The organism is Paenibacillus amylolyticus, assembly GCF_003719335.1.
Taxonomy (GTDB): domain Bacteria; phylum Bacillota; class Bacilli; order Paenibacillales; family Paenibacillaceae; genus Paenibacillus; species Paenibacillus amylolyticus_D.
In genome coordinates, this window is record NZ_RIAS01000012.1 from 90213 (window position 1) to 110289 (window position 20077).

The window sequence follows — 20077 nt, forward strand, 5'->3', positions numbered from 1 at the left end:
TTATTTCAGATCCTTCATCGCTACGCCGTCCATGTCTTCGAACGTTTGGTTTTCTCCAGCCATTGCCCAACAGAAAGTGTAGTTGCTTGTGCCCACACCGCTGTGAATAGACCAGCTTGGAGAGATGATCGCCTGACGATCACGTACAACGAGGTGACGCGTTTCAGTTGGCTCGCCCATCATATGAAATACAACGCCATCTTCAGGCAGGTTCCAGTACAAGTAAACTTCGGAACGGCGGTTATGCGTATGTGCCGGCATCGTGTTCCACATGTTACCTTTGTTCAGTTCAGTAATCCCCATAACCAATTGACAGCTCTTGATTCCGCCTTCACCTTGGTGAATGTAACGGTAGATCGTACGCTCGTTGGAGGTTTCGATGCTGCCGAGGTGGTTCGGCTGTGCTTGCTCCTGAGTTGCTTTTACCGTTGGATAGGTATGGTGAGCTGGTGTAGAAACAAAGTAGAACTGAGCCGCCTGCTCTGTGCCATTGCTCTTGAATACCACTTCCTTAACGCCTTTACCGATATAGAGGCATTCTTTGGCTCCAATTTCATACGCTTCTCCGTCCGCTGTTACTGTACCTTGTCCACCCACGTTGATGATACCGATTTCACGGCGCTCCAGGAAAAAATCTGTTCCGATATCTTTCAAGTTGACTTCAAGGGTAATGTCTTTGCTTTGTGTCACCGCAGTTCCTACGATGTAACGATCCACATGGGAGTACACAGTCACGAGTTCGTCTTTGGCAAACAATTGCTCCATAAGGAATTCCTCACGCAAACGAGCTGTATCATACGTTTTCACTTCATTCGGGTGGGCTGCATAACGGTTTTCCATTTGTAATCCATTCCTTTCGTCTTGTGAATTAAGTTTAGAGTTGAGCTCATTGTCGCTTTCTGGCTTTCAATGAAGTTCACTATGTTTATTAAAGTTCATATAAGTTCATTTTAGTTCATTTCCTATCATTTGTGTACCCTTATTTTATGATTCAACCAAATCATTGGACCGTGTTGGCTATTTTGAGTAAAACTTACGGCTCCAGTTACACACAACTTACCACTAAAAAAAGATGATTTCTGCAAGATGCAGAAATCACCCTTTTTTAGTCAACTCTCTTTTTTAAGATCACTTGATGAATTGAACTATATATACATTAGATCAATTCAGACTTTTGAAGAAGCTTCTGGATAATCGTGGCTACCTCAGCTCTTGTAATATAAGCCTTAGGTACAAGTGCTGTGGCACTTCTGCCAGATATGATGCCTGCTTGTACACTTTCCATAACGCTACTTTGTGCCCAATGAGAAACACTAGACGCATCTTGAAATGATTGAAGTATTCCATCTGTCGATTGTACAGGCTGCTTTTCCTTCAATCTGGTCAGAATCATTGCCTTGGAAAGGATCACCATCGCCTGTTCACGTGTAATCTTATCCATCGGACGGAAGGTACCATCTGGATAACCATCAAGCAATTCGTATGCATACGCCGTACTAATTACACTGCTATACCAATCGGAAGACTTAACGTCCGAGAAAGGCGTAGTCTCGTTCTCAAGTTTAAGTCCCAGTCCTCGAACAATGCTGGCTGCGAATTCGGCACGTGTAATATCTTGGTCGGGACTGAACTGCTCATTGCCGGTACCGTTGACAATCATTCGGGAACCCATATCGTTCACAGCTTTTTTAGCCCAGTGCTTTGCAACATCACTGAATTCTAGCGGGTGCCAGACAACGGTATAAGTGCTGTTTGTTAAACTGTTGATCCGAGCGTAATACATTCCCTCCTTGAAAATCACTTTGGTTGGTACATGCCTTACCGATCCATCCGGCTCTACCACCAAACCTGTTGTAATCTTATTCGGATCAATACCGTTCGGAAGAGCAACGCTTCTTTCAACATATGCGTTAAATTTTGATACGTCAATGGCCGTGCTTCCATATGTTGCGCTAATCTTGAAATCCGTCGGTGGAGCAACGAGCGTGAGCCCATTCTTCCCTGCCGCTTGGTCTACCACTTGCATCATATCCGTGATTGGAGCGGCGATTTCAATGCGAACTTTGATGTCTTGCAGGTTCAACTCTTTACCCAATTGGGCGGATAGGGCATTAATATTTATTTGTTGAGCTGGCAAGGTATATGTTGCTCGGGCTGTTCTAATCTCCAATGTCGCACTATAGCTTTCCAGATTTTTAATCATCTGACCGTTCAATTCACCAATCACAATATCCGATTTCGTATTAACTGGTAGAGTCACTACGGCTCCAGAGCCTTCCGATGCAAGCTTGTTGTCCAGCTTGTTCTGGTCGACGGATATCGTGGTTACGCTTTGGTTATTGCGTTGCGATGCCGTGGCCGTACCTGCGCTCTCCACTTTTCCGTTAACAAGAATGTCTACCCCAGTAGTGCCGCTTGAAGGAGCGCTGCTACCAGAACCACTAATTACCGGACTAGTCGGCGAACTTGGTACGTTAGGGATGTTAGGCACGGTCGGTGCATTATCCGTTGTTATGTTCGAAACGACATTCGATGTGCCAGCGTTCGTACCGCCAGTGACCACGAGTCGGAAGTCATACGACGTGGCTGGGTTCAATCCTGTTACCGTGGCACTTGTGGCATTGGCCGCAAGGGCTCCGCTTGTGGACGATGTTGTCCACGTGTTCGTGCCCGCTAGGGATTGTTCGATCACGATCCCAGTTGCCCCGCTGGCTGCTGTCCAGCTAAAACTTGCCGTTGTACTCGTCTTCGCCGTATTCGCAAAGTCGGTGAGCGGCACGCTTGGTGCATTATCCGTCGTTATGTTCGAGACCACATTCGATGTACCGGCATTTGTACCGCCAGTGACCACAAGGCGGAAATCGTATGACGTGGCCGGGTTCAATCCTGTTACCGTGGCACTTGTGGCATTGGACGCAAGGGTTACGTTTGTGGAGGCCGTTGTCCACGTGTTCGCACCCACAGGGGATTGTTCGATCACGATCCCAGTTGCCCCGCTCACTGCTGTCCAGCTAAAACTTGCCGTTGTACTCGTCTTCGCCGTATTCCCAAAATCCGTGAGCGGCACGCTTGGTGCGGTATCTGTCGTCACATTCGAGACCAAAATCGATGTACCGGCATTCGTACCGCCAGTGACCACAAGTCGGAAGTCATACGACGTGGCCGGGTTCAATCCTGTTACCGTGGCACTTGTGGCATTGGACGCAAGGGCTCCGCTTGTGGACGATGTTGTCCACGTGTTCGTGCCCGCTAGGGATTGTTCGATCACGATCCCAGTTGCCCCGCTCGCTGCTGTCCAGCTAAAACTTGCCGTTGTACTCGTCTTCGCCGTATTCGCAAAATCCGTGAGCGGCACGCTTGGTGCATTATCCGTCGTGATGTTCGAGACCACATTCGATGTACCGGCATTCGTACCGCCAGTGACCACAAGTCGGAAGTCATACGACGTGGCCGGGTTCAATCCTGTTACCGTGGCACTTGTGGCATTGGCCACAAGTGTTCCACTTGTTTGTGCCGTTGTCCATGTGTTCGTGCCCGCAGGGGATTGTTCGATCACGATCCCAGTTGCCCCGCTGGCTGCTGTCCAGCTAAAGCTTCCAGTTGTACTCGTCTTCGCCGTATTCGCAAAGTTAGAAATTGGTGCCATCCTGTTGATACTAATCTTGTAGTACAAGGTTGTATTGTCTGCCGCAACGACTTTGATGTATACATCTGTTCCTGAACCCGATGTAAGGTTTACGCTGCCGACATCAGGCGTCACGAAAGTACTGTCTGTTCCGTAGAAAGTCACCGTTGCTCCTGCGTCGTGCTTGACGATATCCCCGCCCGATACAGTGGATTCTCCATTTGCTACGGTGATGCTTGCCGTCTTCGGCGTCGCAATTGTTCCCGCTTCCGAACCTGCCGTTAGGGTCTGCCCCAATACGCTGGTCAAAGCTGCGTCGTTACTCGAACCGGAGGAAGCAAAAAAGTCGGTTTGTTTGCCAGAAACATAACCTGCCTCCATGTTAGTCCCATCAAAATACTGCAGCATCAGATTTCCAGTCGAAGGAGCGAACGGATACAGCACGTCCAAATTCTTGCCACGCAGGTTATTTAATTCTGAAATATCTATTAAACCCTTACTCCACGTATTACTTCCTGCAAATTTTCCGTAATAGTACAACGAAGTAGGAGTAAAATCATTTAAATCGATTGAAGCCGCAATAATAAACATATTATCATTCGCATCAATGACCAATTGACCTACTGGTTGGGCTGTTATCCCAGCTATGACAAAATCAACGTTATCAATCATTGTTGTTTCCCAGGATCCCCCGCTTCCAGTATCGGATACGATTCCGATACCACCATATCCATAGTCGCTATAAAGAATATGAATGTGACTCGACGAATCTAGTGCGGCACCATAATAAGAATAATAATTACTATCTCCATTTATTAATTCTGTAGATGATGAATATGGGGCACTGGAAACGTATATATTTACACCACTAGTTGCTTCGGTTGTATAAATAACATTGGTATTTCCGTTTTCATCACTTAAAATGCTACGAATAATTCCGGCTTTCGGCAAATTTATTACCGTTTCAGACCATATCGTATTGGCATTCGAACCCGTTTGCACTTTTATTTGATGATTCGGTGAAGCTCCATTTTTATATTTGGTATAGGCAACATTAACCCCACCTGAAGGTTTTACCTGAAGCTCAAGTGAATTATAATAGTCATGGACTACCGTTACAGGTTGTGTTGGAAGACTCTGTGTCTCGATCCCCGTAAATCCACTTGACCATGAGCTACTGTTTGTATTGTATGTACCATAATAAACGCCCTTGGAGTAGGAATACCAACCTCCACTATTAATAGAACCGGTCTTTAAGAAAGCGACGTGCAGCATTCCGGTTGAATCAACTGCCATTTTTAATTCCCTGTAATAATCATTAAGCTGGTCCAGTCCTACAACTGCATTGATACTCGTTTCTAATGAAAAAGAATTGCTCACTGAAGTCCATTTATATATCTTAAAATCACGAATCCCCTGGCCACCTTGAACGGCTCCCATTTCAGGATATGCAATATACATATCCCCGTTTGAGCCCTTGGCCACCGCCGATGGTATGCCATTGAATTCAGGATATGAATTGCTTGTAATCCCTGAAGCAGCCGATACAGGAAAAGAATGCAAACTAACGAAAAGTACAATTGCCATGAATGAAGAGAACACCTTATTAAGGTAGCTCTTCGCATTTTTTGTTGGATGGGATAAATGTCTTTGCAGCCCGATTTCTTCAGCTGTGGCCTTTTTCATCGCTATTCTCCTTTTTATTGAACCGTAGATTATGCAAGAGTTATTACAAACCTTATTTTGCTCGAGATTGTATCATGAATTTTAGAATCATAAATTTAAAGTTTCACCTCAGCCCCTTCCCAAATCATCCCTATAAAGTCTATATCGGTATGTAACCATACCGCCATCAGTCCTAATTGAAAAAAAAAGAACCTTCTCGTCTGAAATCCAGACAAGAAGGTTCTCGTTAAAAACTATTAATGTGCAACTGCGTTGTTCAGCATGATCCAGATCGAACCAATGACGATAGTCAACATCATCAGCAATCCGAAAATGAGAGCCATCACGTTCCAGCGAGGTTTCTCCGTTTCACGGATATGCATGAAAAAGAAGAGTTGAACTACAAACTGCAGTGCCGCAGTTCCCAGAATAACAATCATCGTTCCTGTTTTGCCCATCATGTCGTTCAGCACCACTACCAGAGGAATGATGGTCAGAACGATGGACAGTATGAAGCCGATGACATAAGACTTCAGGGAACCATGTTGTTCATGGCCATGAGAATCATGTGCGTTGTGCTGTGCCATCTACATCACCCCCATCAGATAGACGATGGTCAGGAGGAAGATCCATACAACGTCCAAGAAGTGCCAGTACAAACTGATTACGTTGATTTTACCGCGAGTGACATCGGTAATACCTCGTTTTTTCAGTTGGAACATCAGGCCGATCATCCAGATCAGACCGAGCGATACGTGAAGTCCGTGAGTACCTACAAGGGTAAAGAACGCGCCGGATGCTGCACTTGTTGTGTAGCTGAATCCTTCGTGAACCATCTCAACAAACTCATAAATCTCCAGGGCAAGGAAGCCTGCACCCAGAACGGCTGTAACGATCAACCAGTTAATCAATTGTTTTACTTTGCCTTGGTTCATTGCCAGAACTGCAAGTCCGCTCGTAAATGAACTTGTGAGCAACAAGAACGTTTCAGCAATGACACCAGGCATTTTGATCAATTCAGACAAAATCGGTCCGCCCGCCGTATTGTCACGCAACACAATGAAGGTTGCGAACAATACGGAGAACAGGATAACGTCGGAAATCAGGAAGAACCAGAATCCGAGAATTTTCATTTCCTGTGGATCATGGTGGCCATGGTCATGGCCGTGTGCATGATTCTCACCGTGCTTAGCGGCTGCTTGAGCCATCTATACCGACCCCCTTAACGACGCTTCGGTACGCTTGATTTCATCGACCGGAATGTAATAGTCCGTATCGTAAGAGAAGGAACGAGCAATCATGCAGATACCCACGCCAGCGAGTCCAAGGATTGCCATCCACAGCCATCCAAAGACGAAGCCGAAACCAGCTACGAACCAGAAGACAGACATAATGAACGGAATCGAGGAATTTTTCGGCATATGAATTGGCTCATATACAGGCTCAGGCGGATAGATGCCTTTCGCACGACGTTCTTTCTCTTCCCACCACTCATCCACATCATCTCCGCGAGGTGTAACAGCGAAGTTGTATTCTGGAGCTGGTGAAGGAATCGACCACTCGAGCGTACGACCATCCCATGGATCGCCAGAAGCTTTGAGTGTTTTATATTTGCGAATACCGTCTGCAATTTGTGCAACTTGGAACAAGAATCCAACGCCCATCAGGAAAGCCCCGATTGTGGATACGAAGTTCAGTTCCCACCAGCCGGTATCCCAGCCGTAAGTGCTCAGACGACGAGTCATACCCATCAGACCGACAGCATACTGCGGCATGAAGCACACGTAGAAACCAATATTCCAAGTCCAGAATGCCCATTTGCCCAGTTTTTCTTCCAATTGGAAACCGAACATTTTTGGCCACCAGTAGTACAGACCTGCGAAGTATCCGAAGACAACGCCACCGATCAATACTTGGTGGAAGTGGGCAATCAGGAAGTAACTGTTGTGGAACTGGAAGTCAGCAGGAGCAACAGATAACAGAACGCCCGTCATACCCCCGACGATAAAACACGGGATAAAGGCAAGTGTCCACATCATCGGAGTGGCCATGCGTATCCTTCCTTTATACATCGTAAACAGCCAGTTAAATATCTTAACCCCTGTTGGAATGGCAATCAACATCGTCGTAACCGCGAAGAATGCATTAACGTCCGCTCCGGAACCCATCGTGAAGAAGTGATGCGCCCACGTGAAGAAGGACAGGAAGCTGATGATCAGCATCGCGAATACCATCGATTTGTAACCAAACAGTTTTTTCTTCGAGAATGTACTTACAATCTCGGAGAACACACCAAATGCCGGCAAGACGACAATGTATACCTCAGGGTGACCCCACATCCAGATCAAGTTGATATACATCATTGGGTTGCCGCCCAGATCAAGTGTGAAGAAATGCGCCCCGGCAAACCTGTCGAGGAAGAGCAGTGCAAGTGTCACCGTCAAGATCGGGAATGCAAACAAGATAATGATACAAGTGGAGAATACTGACCATGTAAACATCGGCAGTTTCATCCATTTCATGCCTGGCGCACGCATTTTAATGATGGTAACCATAAAGTTGATACCGGTTGCCAGGGAACCGATACCCGATATCTGGATACCCCATATATAGAAGTTTTGTCCTACCCCCGGACTGTGCGACAGCTCCGATAGAGGCGGGTAACTCAGCCATCCTGCATCCGGTGAACCACCGATAACGAAGGACAGGTTGAACAGCATTGCGCCCAGGAAAAATAACCAGAAGCTCAGTGCGTTCAGGAACGGGAATGCAACGTCCCTCGCTCCGATCTGTAACGGCACAATGACGTTAAACAAACCGAACATAAATGGCATCGCCATGAACAGGATCATGATCGTACCATGTGTTGTGAAGACCTGATTATAGTGTTCTGGATGTAAGAAATCCATATTAGGCATAGCCAGCTGCAGACGCATCATCAATGCATCCACACCACCACGGAACAACATGATAATGGAAGCAATGATATACATAATACCGATCTTTTTGTGATCGACAGTAGTTAACCAGTTACGCCAGAGCCAGCCCCATTTTTTGAAATAAGTCAGCACCGTTACGATGGTAATCATCGTAATTCCGATCGCCACGTCTGCTCCATAGATCAACGGATCGCCGGTAACGAAAAACTCCGATGCAAACTCTTTTAGTCTCTCTAACATTGGGGGCCTCCTTTCGAATCTTTAATTCGTACTTGTATTTAATTTCGGTACAGATAAGGATTTGTCTCCAGCAGCAGACTCGTTCGAGCTTGAGCCTTCATGCTTGCTGTGAGCACTTTTACCGTCAACAACGTATTTGGTTACGATTTTCTGGAACAGACCTTCAGGAAACGCAGAGTAGTAAGCAACGTTACTTGTTCCTGGCTTAGCCAGTGCATCATACGTATCTTGTGTCATTGGCTGGGATTGTTGCTTCACTTCATTCACCCATTTATCAAACTCTTCGTCCGAAGTTGCATTAACATCAAAACGCATCTCCCCAAAGTGTTCACCAGTGAAGTTCGCGCCTGAACCCCAGTATTTACCCTCATGGTCAGCTTGCAAATACAAGGTCATTGCCATTCCTGACATCGTGTAAATTTGTCCACCCAATTGCGGAATCCAGAACGAGTTCATTGGTGAATCCGCAGTAAGTTCAAATTTCACAGGCCGGTCTGCAGGAATATTCAGTGTGTTAACTGTTGCAATGCCCTGCTCAGGATAAAGGAACAACCATTTCCAATCCAGTGAAGATACCTGAATCGTAATTGGTTCTTTCTCATGTGCCAATGGTTTGGAAGGCTCCAAATCATAGGTGTAGCGCACAGTAACGATGGCCAAAAGTCCGATGATGACAATCGGAATTGTCCACCAGATGACTTCCGCCTTTGTACTATGAGACCAGTTTGGCTTATACTCATTTTTGTTTTCTGGCTTGTCGCGGTAACGCCAAACGATTACAGCGGACATAATCAACACAGGGACGATGACAACAGCACACAGAAGAGTTGAAATAAGTATCAAATCTTTCTGTGCGGCGCCGATAGGCCCCTTCGGATCCAGAACAACATACTGCCCGCCTGCCAGCATTGGCCAGACAATCAATGCAATTGTAACCAACGTCAGGACAACCGGAAGGATAATCCGGATAAGCGACCTAGGTTTCTTGTTCATTTTGATCCCCTCTCCTTAAATATTCGCTAATACTAAAAAATCAGTATACTACTCTCTTCCTACTAAAGATATCAGAAACGAGTGACTTTTTTGTTCATGTTAACAAATTTGTCGATTTTACACCCTAAATGTGTGAATTTTTTCTCACAAATCGCTTGATCGGTTGATATTTGTACATTGTAATCTTTACACTTCAGCTCGCAAAACAAAACCCTTTGCAGTCCCGTTGAACGATTGTCAACGAATCCGCAAAGGGCTTTATTGACTGGATTTCCGGGGAATTCTCCAGTCTTATTATGGACGATATTACGCAAGATTATAATTAATCTGCACCTTCATCTTCATGCCGTGTATGAACCAAACCAATCGATTTAGCAATAACGTAGATAAATACGCTGCCTACAAGAAAGCCAATGCCGACCATTAATCCTAAATTGCGATCATTAAATTCATTCAAATTAATCAGGCACAGTACTACTCCGGTGATGAGCGCAACCCATGCCAGAACTGTCATCGTCAAAACTGCGCGACGCATATTTTTATCTTTACGCTCTAATTGGCTGACCATTGCTGTTTTAGATGCCATAGTAAACACTTCCTTTTCCCTTTTTGTAAGTGCTTTCCTAATACCAATATACCACATCAGTATGAATTTTAGTCAATAAATGTTCAAATTTATTTCTCATTTTTGACACTTTATTTCTCAAAAACATATTGACAAATACATCTTCACCATCACCATACTTCTTATAACCCAAAAACGATCATTTTATAACAGAAATTAAGTTAAAGCTTATGAACAGTTTAGAAATTCTAATTTTACTTGTGACAAATAGAAAAAGACGGTCTATCGGAGAACTCCGACAGAACCGCCTATATATAGTAGAAAAAAATAATTTCTGTTAATGAGGACATTCGCTCAAGCTTAGTTTCGGATCTCAAGCCAATTATTTTTAATCACGCTCTGATACCAGTAAAAGCTTTCCTTAGGTGTTCTTACAAGCGAACGAAAATCAACGTGTACCAAACCAAAGCGCATCCGGTAGCCTTCAGCCCATTCATAGTTATCCATCAGCGACCAAGCCATATATCCTTTCAGGTTGATGCCGTCATTGATAATGCGGTGGATCTGCGCCAAATGCTGCTCATAATACGAGATGCGGCGATCGTCGTTAATTTTGCCGTTCTCCAGATCGTCGTTAATGCATGCACCATTCTCTGTAATATACACATCCACGTTACCGTACTTTTGCAAATAATGCATAAACTCATACAAGCCGCGTGATTCCACAGGCCAGCCGATGTCTGTTTTAATTAATCCCATGTTCATTTCTTCCGACTGAAGCACACCCGCATCCGGATTATGACGGTTAATGCCCATCGTATAGTAGTTAATGCCAAGCAAGTCAATCGGCTCTGAGATAATTTCCATATCCCCATCTTGAATCGGTACAGTTGCTCCTGCTTCTGCAAACCAGTCCACCAGAAACTGAGGATAGGAGCCTTTATAGATTGGATCAAGGAACCAGTCTGTGTTCAGTGCGATAGAGCGGTCACATGCTGCCTGATCCTCAGCAGATTTGCTATACGGCTCAGCCCAGCATACATTCGGAGCGATACCGATCTGCCCCGTAATGCCCATACGGCGGAAAGACTGTACAGCTTTGCCATGTGCCACGAGCAGACCGTGAGCCACATTAATAGCCGTTTGTACATCTTTATTACCTGGCGCATGAATGCCAAGCATGTTGGACAGGAATGCAATACACCATGGTTCATTAAAGGTCAGCCAGAAGTTGATTTTGCCTGAAAATTCTTTGAAGATCACTTCAGCATATTTGACAAAAGCATCCACCGTTCTGCGGTTACCCCAGCCCCCGTCATCCTCCAGCGTCTGCGGCAAATCCCAGTGGTACAGTGTGAGGAACGGTTCAATACCAGCATCTAGCAGAGCATCTACAAAACGATGGTAGAAATCCAGACCTTCACGGTTGATCTCCCCATCCCCATCTGGAATAATGCGCGGCCACGCAATAGAGAAACGATACGTGTTAATCCCGAGCTTTTTCATGAGTGCAATATCTTCTTCATAGCGGTGGTAGCTGTCACACGCAACATCGCCATTGTCACCGTTAAACACTTTACCAGGAGTACGTGCAAATGTATCCCAGATGGATACTCCACGTCCTCCTTCTTGCGCAGCCCCTTCAATCTGATAGGAAGCCGTTGCGGTTCCCCAGCGGAAATCTTGCGGAAATTGAAAAATGGTCATTGCTAAATCCTCCATTTCAGATGACGTACGGATCGTATATCCCACGGCATTCAATAGTAATAGGGTAGTGCATGTGAGGCATCATTCCATCTCGCTTATCGCTTCATTTTTTCATTGCTGAAATACTTCAATTGCAATTAGCGAAACCAGTTTCCTAAAACGTTTTCGAAAAAGCGTAAATAAAAAAGATCCAGACATGTAAACATGCATAACTTAAAATCCATCCAATTGCTTGACTGGAAGTGCTTACAATAAGAGGATTATATGCGATATCAAAAATGTCGTCAATGCTTCTCGTTACAGAATTCTGAAAAGCTACTAATATAATAAAAGGCCCTCATAAATGAAGGCCCTTTTCCAACTACTCCGATTTGAAACTGGAATATTGATGAACTCAACTTATTTCACATCTTTACCTGTCCACAGGGATACACGATCTTTGATCCATTCCGTGTATTGTTTCTCCATCTCCACTGCGCCGGCTTTGTCCAATTCAGCCAGGAATGAATCATAGGTTGCATCGAAGTTCGCTGGTGAAGTCAGAACAGCTTCCGGAATACGTTTGCGCACGATATCCTGTGTTTTCTGGAATTTCACACTGTAATCTGTACCGGAAGGCACGGGCATATTATAAGCTGCCCCCCACTCTTTCAGCTTCAGATCATCTTCAGCAGGATAGAAATCCTTCCACGTGTTAATGCCGTAAGCTTTCAACGTTTCCTTCTCAGCCGCCGTGTATCCGGCCTGAATCTGCTCAGGGAAGTTGGTCGTGTAGTAATTGTCGGTTGCATCCTTCACGCCATCACCGTATCTGGCACTGAAAATGTTGTACATGCCAATACCCGTTTCTTTGGTGAATGCGGCGTTATCGTTTACTTTACGATCCTGAATATCCTGCGGAACGACACGTTTGCCATCCTCTACTTTGTAATGCTCATTTTCAATGCCCCAGTTTCTCAGGACTTGACCTTCATCGGATGCGAGCCAATCCATGAACTTGATAATGCGAACCGGGTCTTTCGCAGACGTCGTGATTCCGATGCCGTAACCGTCAAAGCCGGTTGGCTGGAACGTGTGGTCTACGATGTCCTTGTTCAGTGAGACGGAGAAGTGAGCATACGTGCTGTCATCCTTACCTGCGGACTTGAGAGCATTTTCGGCTTCACCATAGTTCCACTCCTGATCAATCAGACCTAGAACACGGCCGCTGGCAATTTTGGACTTGTATTGGTCATCTTTCTGCACAAATGTATCTTTGTCCAAGAGACCTTCGTTGTACATTTTATTCAACCAGCGGAAGTATTCTTTCTCCTCTGGACGTTTGTAGTGGAGCATCGCTTCATACGTTTCAGGGTTAATGTAGTATTCACCATCGTCCGGTGCTCCTGTAGCCTGGAAAGCCGGATTCGTAACGGTGATCATGATTTTCCAGTCATCGGCATTCAGCGTCAGTGGAATCGTTGGCTGACCATCGATCGTAGGATGTTTTTCATAATATGCTCGAAGTACATTTTCGTAATCTTCCAGTGTTTTTACTTCAGGGTAACCTAGTTCTTTCAATACCTTTTGCTGAATTTCGAATCCGCCTGTAGCGTCAAAGACAACGTTATCTACCCCCATATTGGTCGGGATGGTATAGATTGCTTGATCTTCGGTGCTGTATTTCAGACGGTTCATCTGATCACCATAGATTTTTTTCAGATTGGGAGCGTGCTCTTCAATCAAATCGGTGAGGTCAATCATTGCACCTGCATCCACCAATTTTGACAAGTTTCCTTTTGGGAAAATCATGTCTGGATAGTCACCGCTGGCCGCCATCAGCGCAACCTTCTGGTCACCGCCATTGTTAACATCATACTCGGCCTCAATCGTAACGCCGGTTTGCTTTGTGATTTCTTTACCAACGGCATCCTGCATGTTGTTCCAGGTTGGACTTGGGTCCGCGCCAAAGAACGAGATTGTAATCGGGTCGGTACCGCTGGATTCGGTAGTCTCCTTGGTGCCGGAGTTACCGCATCCAGCCGTAACCAACATTGCACTAGCCAACATTAACATTGCAAACGTCTTGGGTGTTTTACCTGTCATTCTGCCTTTCATTTTGCCTCTCATTTGTCTATCTCCCCTATTTATGAAGGTTTTATCTGTATAACAGGCTTGGTGCCTGTGAATACCACATCATATTTGAGCCAAGCTTATTCCAGAAAAATATAATCACAATTTTCCTTTAATCATTTATCTTGCTTATTTCACATCTTTACCTGTCCAGAGGGATACGCGATCCTTGATCCATACGGTGTACTGTTTTTCCATCTCTACTGCGCCTGCTTTATCCAGTTCAGCGAGCAGTCCGTCATAGAGAGTGTCAAATTGATCCGGCTTTGCCAAGATCGCTTCTGGAATGCGTTTGCGGATGATATCCTGTGTTTTTTGGAAGGTCACGTTGTATTCGGTATCGGAAGGCACCGGCATGTTATATGCTGCACCCCAATCCTTCAGTTTCAACTTATCCTCAGATGGGAAGAAGTCTTTCCATGTCGTGATGCCATACGCTTTCAACGTTTCTTTCTCCGCCGCTGTATATCCAGCCTGAATCTGTTCAGGGAAGTTCGTTGTGTAGTAGTTATCTGTGGAATCTTTCATACCATCACCATATCTGGCACTAAAGATGTTATACATTCCAACTCCTGACTCTTTCGTGAAGGCCGAGTTATCGTTGATTTTGCGATCTTGGACATCTTCCGGAACGATGCGTTTTCCATTCTCTACTTTGTAGTGCTGGTTCTCAACACCCCAGTACCGGAGTACCTGGCCTTCGTCAGAAGCAAGCCAATCCATAAACTTGATGATACGAACCGGATCTTTCGCAGACGTTGTAATACCAATACCGTAACCGTCAAAACCGGTTGGCTGGAACGTATGATCTACGATGTCTTTGTTCAGGGAAACGGAGAAGTGAGCATATGTGCTCTCGCCGTTGTTTTTGGATTTCAACGCATTCTCAGCTTCGCCATAGTTCCACTCCTGGTCGATCAGACCCAGAACGCGGCCACTGGCGATTTTGGACTTATACTGATCATCCTTTTGAACAAACGTATCTTTATCCAAGAGCCCTTCGTTGTACATTTTGTTCAGCCAGCGGAAATATTCTTTCTCCTCTGGGCGTTTGTAGTGCAGCTTTGCTTCATACGTCTCCGGATCAATATAATACTCACCATCGTCTGGTGCTCCTGTGGCTTGGAAGGCCGGGTTTGTAACCGTAATCATAATCTTCCAGTCATCGGCATTCAGCGTCAGCGGAATGGTAGGCTGCCCATCAATGGTTGGATGTTTCTCATAATAAGTGCGAAGCACATTTTCATAGTCTTCAAGGGTTTTCACTTCGGGATAACCCAGCTCTTTCAACACTTTCTGTTGAATCTCAAATCCGCCGGTCGCATCGAATGCGACGTTACCTACACCCATATTGGTTGGAATCGTATAGATGGCCTGATCTTCCGTGCTATACTTCAGACGGTTCATCTGATCACCATAGATTTTCTTCAGGTTAGGCGCATGTTCCTCAATCAGGTCGGTTAGATCAAGCATTGCACCTGCATCCACCAGCTTCGACAGATTTCCTTTGGGATAGATAATATCAGGGTAATCACCACTAGCAGCCATCAGCGGAATTTTCTGGTCTCCGCCATTATTCACGTCAAACTCTGCTTCAAGCGTAACACCGGTTGCCTTCGTGATCTCTTGCCCAACAGCATCCTTCATGTTATTCCAGTTCGGACTTGCATCGGCTCCGAAGAATGTAAAGGTGATTGGCGTGGTTGTATCCCCCGTGTCCACCGGTTTTTCTTCAGCTGATTTCCCTCCGCTAGTTCCGCATCCTGCTGTGATCGCAAGAGCGCTCGCTAACAAAAGCATTGCAAATGTTTTTGGTGTTCTGCCCTTCATGTATAATCCCCCTTTGGATAAAATGAAGCTGTGTATTTGTATAACAGGGCACGCCTGCTCATACCATATCCGGGTGAATCCAGTGTACTTTCTCAGATTCAGTGACATTAAAAGCGCTTACTTATTTTCCAGTCAATAAGGGATATAGAACTGACCTAACCAAGCTTTGATGACTCACATGTTTACTCAATTTGGTACTAACGTTTAAGTCTATCAAGCAGCGTACAAGTTTTTGTAAGTGCTTTCACAGTTGAATCATAATATCTAAAAAATACCTTGTCAATAGCTAATTATAAAAATATAAAACGGTTTCGCTAAAACGTTTTCTGTATAAAACAAACCCGATAGTTCAGGTTTGATTTCATTTTTGAAGTGGACAAGTCTGTACTACTTCAACACTAATCAGCGTTCCACAAACGAACGCGATTTTGAATTAAAACGGTATATTGTTTTTCCATTTTTTCTGCTCCCGCCTGGTTCAGCTCAGCGATCAAGCCATCATAAATGGCATCAAATTGATCTGGCGAACTTAGGACAGCTTCGGGAATCCGTTTGCGAATAATATCCTGTGTTTTCTGGAAAATGACATTATAATCCGAGTCCCCGGGTGTAGGCATGTTATAAGCTGCTCCCCAAGGTTTCACCGCGAATTCCTCTTCATTTGGAAACAGGTCCTTCCAAGTGGATGCCCCATATGCCTGTAGGGTTTCTTTCTCCGCTTGGGTATATGAAGCCTGAATCTGTTCAGGGAAATTCGTCGTATAGTAATTATTCGTCGAGTCTTTTACACCATCCCCGTATCGTCCAGACATATTTTTATAAAGTCCAATGCCAGACTCTCTCTGGAAGGCAGAAGCATGGTTTGTTTTTTGCTCCTGAACTGCTGCAGGAATTACACGTGTGCCATCCTTGATCTCGTAATGCTGGCCTTGGATGCCCCAGTTCATCAAGATCTGGCCTTCTTCGGAAGCCAAATAATCAAAAAACTGGATGGTACGCACCGGATCAGGGTTTGAAGTCGTTATGCCTATCCCCCAGCCCGATACAAATCCTGTATCCTGAAAAGAATGATCTTTCATGTCTTCGGACAACGTCACCGGAAAATGAGAATAGGTTGCTTCCGCTTTACCCGCTGATTTTAATGCGTCCTCAGCGTCGGCATATCCCCAATCCTGATCAATGAGACCCAGTACGCGTCCACTCGCTATCTTGGATTTATACTGATCTGATTTTTGTACAAAGCTTTCCTGATCGAGCAAACCTTCGTTGTACATATGGTTCAACCAGCGGAAGTACTCCTTTTCCTCTGGGCGTTTATAATGCAGCTTCGCTTCATAGGTGACCGGGTCAATGTAGTATTCGCCGTCATCCGGCGCGCCTGTTGCCAGAAACGCAGGATTCGTAACGGTGATCATGATTCTCCAGTTGTCAGCATCCAGCGTTAACGGAATGGTCGGCTGACCATCCGTCATGGGGTGTTTCTCGCTGTAAGCTCGCAATATATTTTCATAATCCTGAAGTGTACGAACCTTGGGGTATCCCAGCTCTTTGAGCACACGATGCTGAATACCGAATCCCCCGCCGGCATCAAAATACTTCTGGTCCACCGCATAATACGTTGGCAATACATAAATAGACTGATCCTCGTTGCTGTATTTCAACCGATTCATGGAATTACCATATAGCTTCTTTAGGTTGGGAGCGTGTTGTTCAATCAGGTCTGTCAGGTCGAGCATCGCTCCAGCATCAACCAGCTTGCTGAGTTCTCCTTTGGGAGAAACGATATCTGGATAGTCTCGACTTGCTGCCATCAGGGATATTCTGTCTTGTCCCCCGCTAACGGCAAATTCACCGTTCAGGGTGATGCCTGTTTTGGCTGTAATGACCTTGCCCACTTCATCCTTCATGCCATTCCAGTTCGGACTCGGATCAACACTGAAAAAATCGAACGTAAGTGGAGATGGCGCTCCGCTTGTATTCGTAAGTGACGTTTTACCGTCAACGCCTCCATCACAGGCTGTAAGCAAAAGTAAAGCCAGAACAGGCGCCAGTGCGACCTTCATTTTGAAACTGGACATAATGGTATTCCTCCCTATTTCATACGTCTGTCTTATACGGAACTGTTCTGTTCCTCTCTTAGCTTCATGAATATCCCTGCGCTGCCGCAACAACTTAAAAATTATAGCGTATGGCAGCAGTCGGGATACCCTGAGCTTCTCTATATAAGTACTCTATTATAGGTTTACAATCCATTATTAGGCCAGTCTTTACATCTGTACCACGGTCTATGCTTTTACTGCACCAAGCGTCATCCCGCCAACAAAATACTTTTGCAGGAATGGATACACAATCAGAATTGGAACGGTAACGACGATCGTAATCGCCATTTTGATCGACTCTGGAGAGATTTGCGTCATTTGCTGTGCCATATCATTCGCATTCCGTCCGGCTCCCGAACCTTGTTGTGTACTTTGCAATACTTTCATCAACTCATATTGCAACGTCGTCAGATGTGCTTTCGAGCCGTTATACAGATACGTATCGAACCAAGCATTCCACTGACCTACTGCCAGGAACAAAGCAATCGTTGCGAGTACCGGCTTACACAGCGGCAGAATGATCCGGTAATAGATTTTGAAATCATTCGCACCGTCCAGCTTCGCTGATTCCTGCAAAGCATAGGGCAGACCGTCAATGAATGAACGGATGATAAATACGTTCCAGGCACTGATCATACCAGGCAATACGTATACCCAGAATGTACCGATCAGGTTCAGGTCACGCATCAGGATGTATACCGGAATCAAACCACCCGAGAAATACATCGTAAGCGCCAGTGTTGTGGATACAAATTTCCGAAGACCGAAGTCAGGTCTACTGAGCGTAAAGGCAATCATGGAAGAACTGATCAGACCGAGCAGTGTACCTACGAGCGTACGCATAATGGAGATTTTCAAGCCTTGGAGCAAACCTTCATACTGGAAGATCGTCTGATAGTTCTGTAATGTAAATTCACGAGGCCATAAGTAAATTCCGCCGCGTACCGTATCTGCTGAGTTGTTCAGTGAGATCGCCAGTACGTTAAGGAATGGATAGAGTGTTACAATCAGCACCATGGTCATCGCGAGGATATTGAATATATCGAACACTTTATCGCCCCGTGTGGCATTGAATGTTTTGTTCGCCATAATGTCTCCCCCTCCCTACATGATGCTTTCTTTGGTGAATTTTTTGAACAACCCGTTAGCCGTAAACAGAAGGATGATACTGACAACAGAGTTGAAGATACCTATCGCTGTACCGTACGAGAATCGACCCATATTCAAACCGTAATTGAGTGCGTAGAGGTCGAGGACTTCCGAGTAATCCAACACCAGACTGTTCTGTAGCAAAAATTGTTTCTCAAACCCGATACTGATCAGATGTCCGATCGACATGATGAACAATACGGAGATCGTCGTCCGGATACCTGGCAGTGTAATATGCCACATCTGTCTAAAACGGTTTGCACCGTCTACACGGGATGCTTCATACAATTCTTGGTCGATACCTGTAATGGCCGCCAGATAGATAATCGCATTCCAGCCCGTTTCCTTCCACATATCTGAAGCGGTTACAATGTACCAGAACAGATTCCCTTTGGCCATAAACTGAATAGGCTGATCAATAATATTGAGACCGATGAGCAGGTCATTAATAATGCCACCATCCGTGGACAGCATCTTGGTAATAATCCCCGCGACAACAACCCAGGATACAAAGTGAGGCAGGTACGATACGGTCTGCACAGCCCGCTTGAAAAACATACCTTTCATCTCATTCAGGAGGATCGCGAAGAAAATCGGCACGATAAAACCGACAACCAGTCCCATCAAGCTCATCGCGAGTGTATTTCGAAGCACCAGATAGAACCTGTCATCACTGAACAATTCTACAAAGTGTTTAAAACCAACCCAGTCCTGTTCACCGAACGACCTGGCCGGTTTATAGTTTTGAAAAGCCATCGTCCATCCCCACAGCGGAAGATAGTTGAATACAAAAACCCAGGCAACGAATGGCAATGACATGAGATAAAGATATTTCTGTTGTTTCATTCTGTCCCAAACTCCGTTCCGCCTTGGCTTCAATGGCGGTTTGGGGTCACTGTTTCTTTTCGCGGAAGCGGATTTTTTTGTTAGCGTTTCCATCTCCGTTCCCCCTCCTCTGTTTTTATAAAATAATCATAATCGATAGAGCGTTTTCAAAATACCATCTGGATTTTAGAGAAAATCATATAAAAATTAGATATCCCCCTCTAAAATAAGACATTTATCCGTTAAAATTAGAGATATTAAATACTTATTAGTGTTACAAAATCTATATGAAGTAAAAAATAACTTTTTTAACTAAAATCCGAAAACG

Annotated in this window: 13 protein-coding genes; all 13 read right to left on the bottom strand. The window is 45.1% G+C overall.

Translation table 11 applies throughout. From position 1 onward, the window contains the following. On the bottom strand, positions 1 to 840 hold the full coding sequence (gene kduI / locus EC604_RS20290) for a 5-dehydro-4-deoxy-D-glucuronate isomerase (protein WP_123065889.1): 840 nt from the start codon (positions 838 to 840) through the stop codon (positions 1 to 3). Positions 841 to 1156: 316 nt separating this feature from the next. Then, complete coding sequence (locus EC604_RS20295) at positions 1157 to 5311, bottom strand: S-layer homology domain-containing protein (RefSeq protein WP_123065890.1); 4155 nt, start codon at positions 5309 to 5311, stop codon at positions 1157 to 1159. A 236-nt stretch (positions 5312 to 5547) separates the two neighbouring features. Continuing rightward, positions 5548 to 5877, bottom strand: coding sequence for a cytochrome o ubiquinol oxidase subunit IV (gene cyoD, locus EC604_RS20300; protein ID WP_090924960.1), 330 nt, complete (start codon positions 5875 to 5877; stop codon positions 5548 to 5550). After that, entirely contained in the window at positions 5878 to 6498 is a 621-nt protein-coding gene (gene cyoC, locus EC604_RS20305; RefSeq protein WP_090924959.1) for a cytochrome o ubiquinol oxidase subunit III, read from the bottom strand. It abuts the gene before it with no gap. Beyond that, the gene (locus EC604_RS20310; protein ID WP_123065891.1) at positions 6499 to 8469 is read right to left on the bottom strand and encodes a cbb3-type cytochrome c oxidase subunit I; all 1971 of its coding nucleotides are present in this window, start codon (positions 8467 to 8469) and stop codon (positions 6499 to 6501) included. A gap of 21 nt (positions 8470 to 8490) precedes the next feature. Beyond that, the gene (gene cyoA / locus EC604_RS20315; RefSeq protein ID WP_123065892.1) at positions 8491 to 9462 is read right to left on the bottom strand and encodes a ubiquinol oxidase subunit II; all 972 of its coding nucleotides are present in this window, start codon (positions 9460 to 9462) and stop codon (positions 8491 to 8493) included. Between the two features lie 322 nt (positions 9463 to 9784). Further along, the gene (locus EC604_RS20320) at positions 9785 to 10048 is read right to left on the bottom strand and encodes a hypothetical protein (protein WP_123065893.1); all 264 of its coding nucleotides are present in this window, start codon (positions 10046 to 10048) and stop codon (positions 9785 to 9787) included. Positions 10049 to 10387: 339 nt separating this feature from the next. Then, entirely contained in the window at positions 10388 to 11734 is a 1347-nt protein-coding gene (locus EC604_RS20325; RefSeq protein WP_123065894.1) for a GH1 family beta-glucosidase, read from the bottom strand. A 399-nt stretch (positions 11735 to 12133) separates the two neighbouring features. Further along, complete coding sequence (locus EC604_RS20330; RefSeq protein ID WP_123065981.1) at positions 12134 to 13819, bottom strand: ABC transporter substrate-binding protein; 1686 nt, start codon at positions 13817 to 13819, stop codon at positions 12134 to 12136. 156 nt (positions 13820 to 13975) lie between these two features. Continuing rightward, on the bottom strand, positions 13976 to 15676 hold the full coding sequence (locus EC604_RS20335) for an ABC transporter substrate-binding protein (protein ID WP_123065895.1): 1701 nt from the start codon (positions 15674 to 15676) through the stop codon (positions 13976 to 13978). A 398-nt stretch (positions 15677 to 16074) separates the two neighbouring features. Further along, positions 16075 to 17754, bottom strand: coding sequence for an ABC transporter substrate-binding protein (locus EC604_RS20340; protein ID WP_123065896.1), 1680 nt, complete (start codon positions 17752 to 17754; stop codon positions 16075 to 16077). Between the two features lie 207 nt (positions 17755 to 17961). Continuing rightward, positions 17962 to 18864: a carbohydrate ABC transporter permease gene (locus EC604_RS20345; RefSeq protein WP_090924952.1), complete on the bottom strand. Its 903-nt coding sequence runs from the start codon at positions 18862 to 18864 to the stop codon at positions 17962 to 17964. Between the two features lie 15 nt (positions 18865 to 18879). Then, positions 18880 to 19863: an ABC transporter permease gene (locus EC604_RS20350; RefSeq protein WP_123065897.1), complete on the bottom strand. Its 984-nt coding sequence runs from the start codon at positions 19861 to 19863 to the stop codon at positions 18880 to 18882. Positions 19864 to 20077 lie beyond the last annotated feature (214 nt).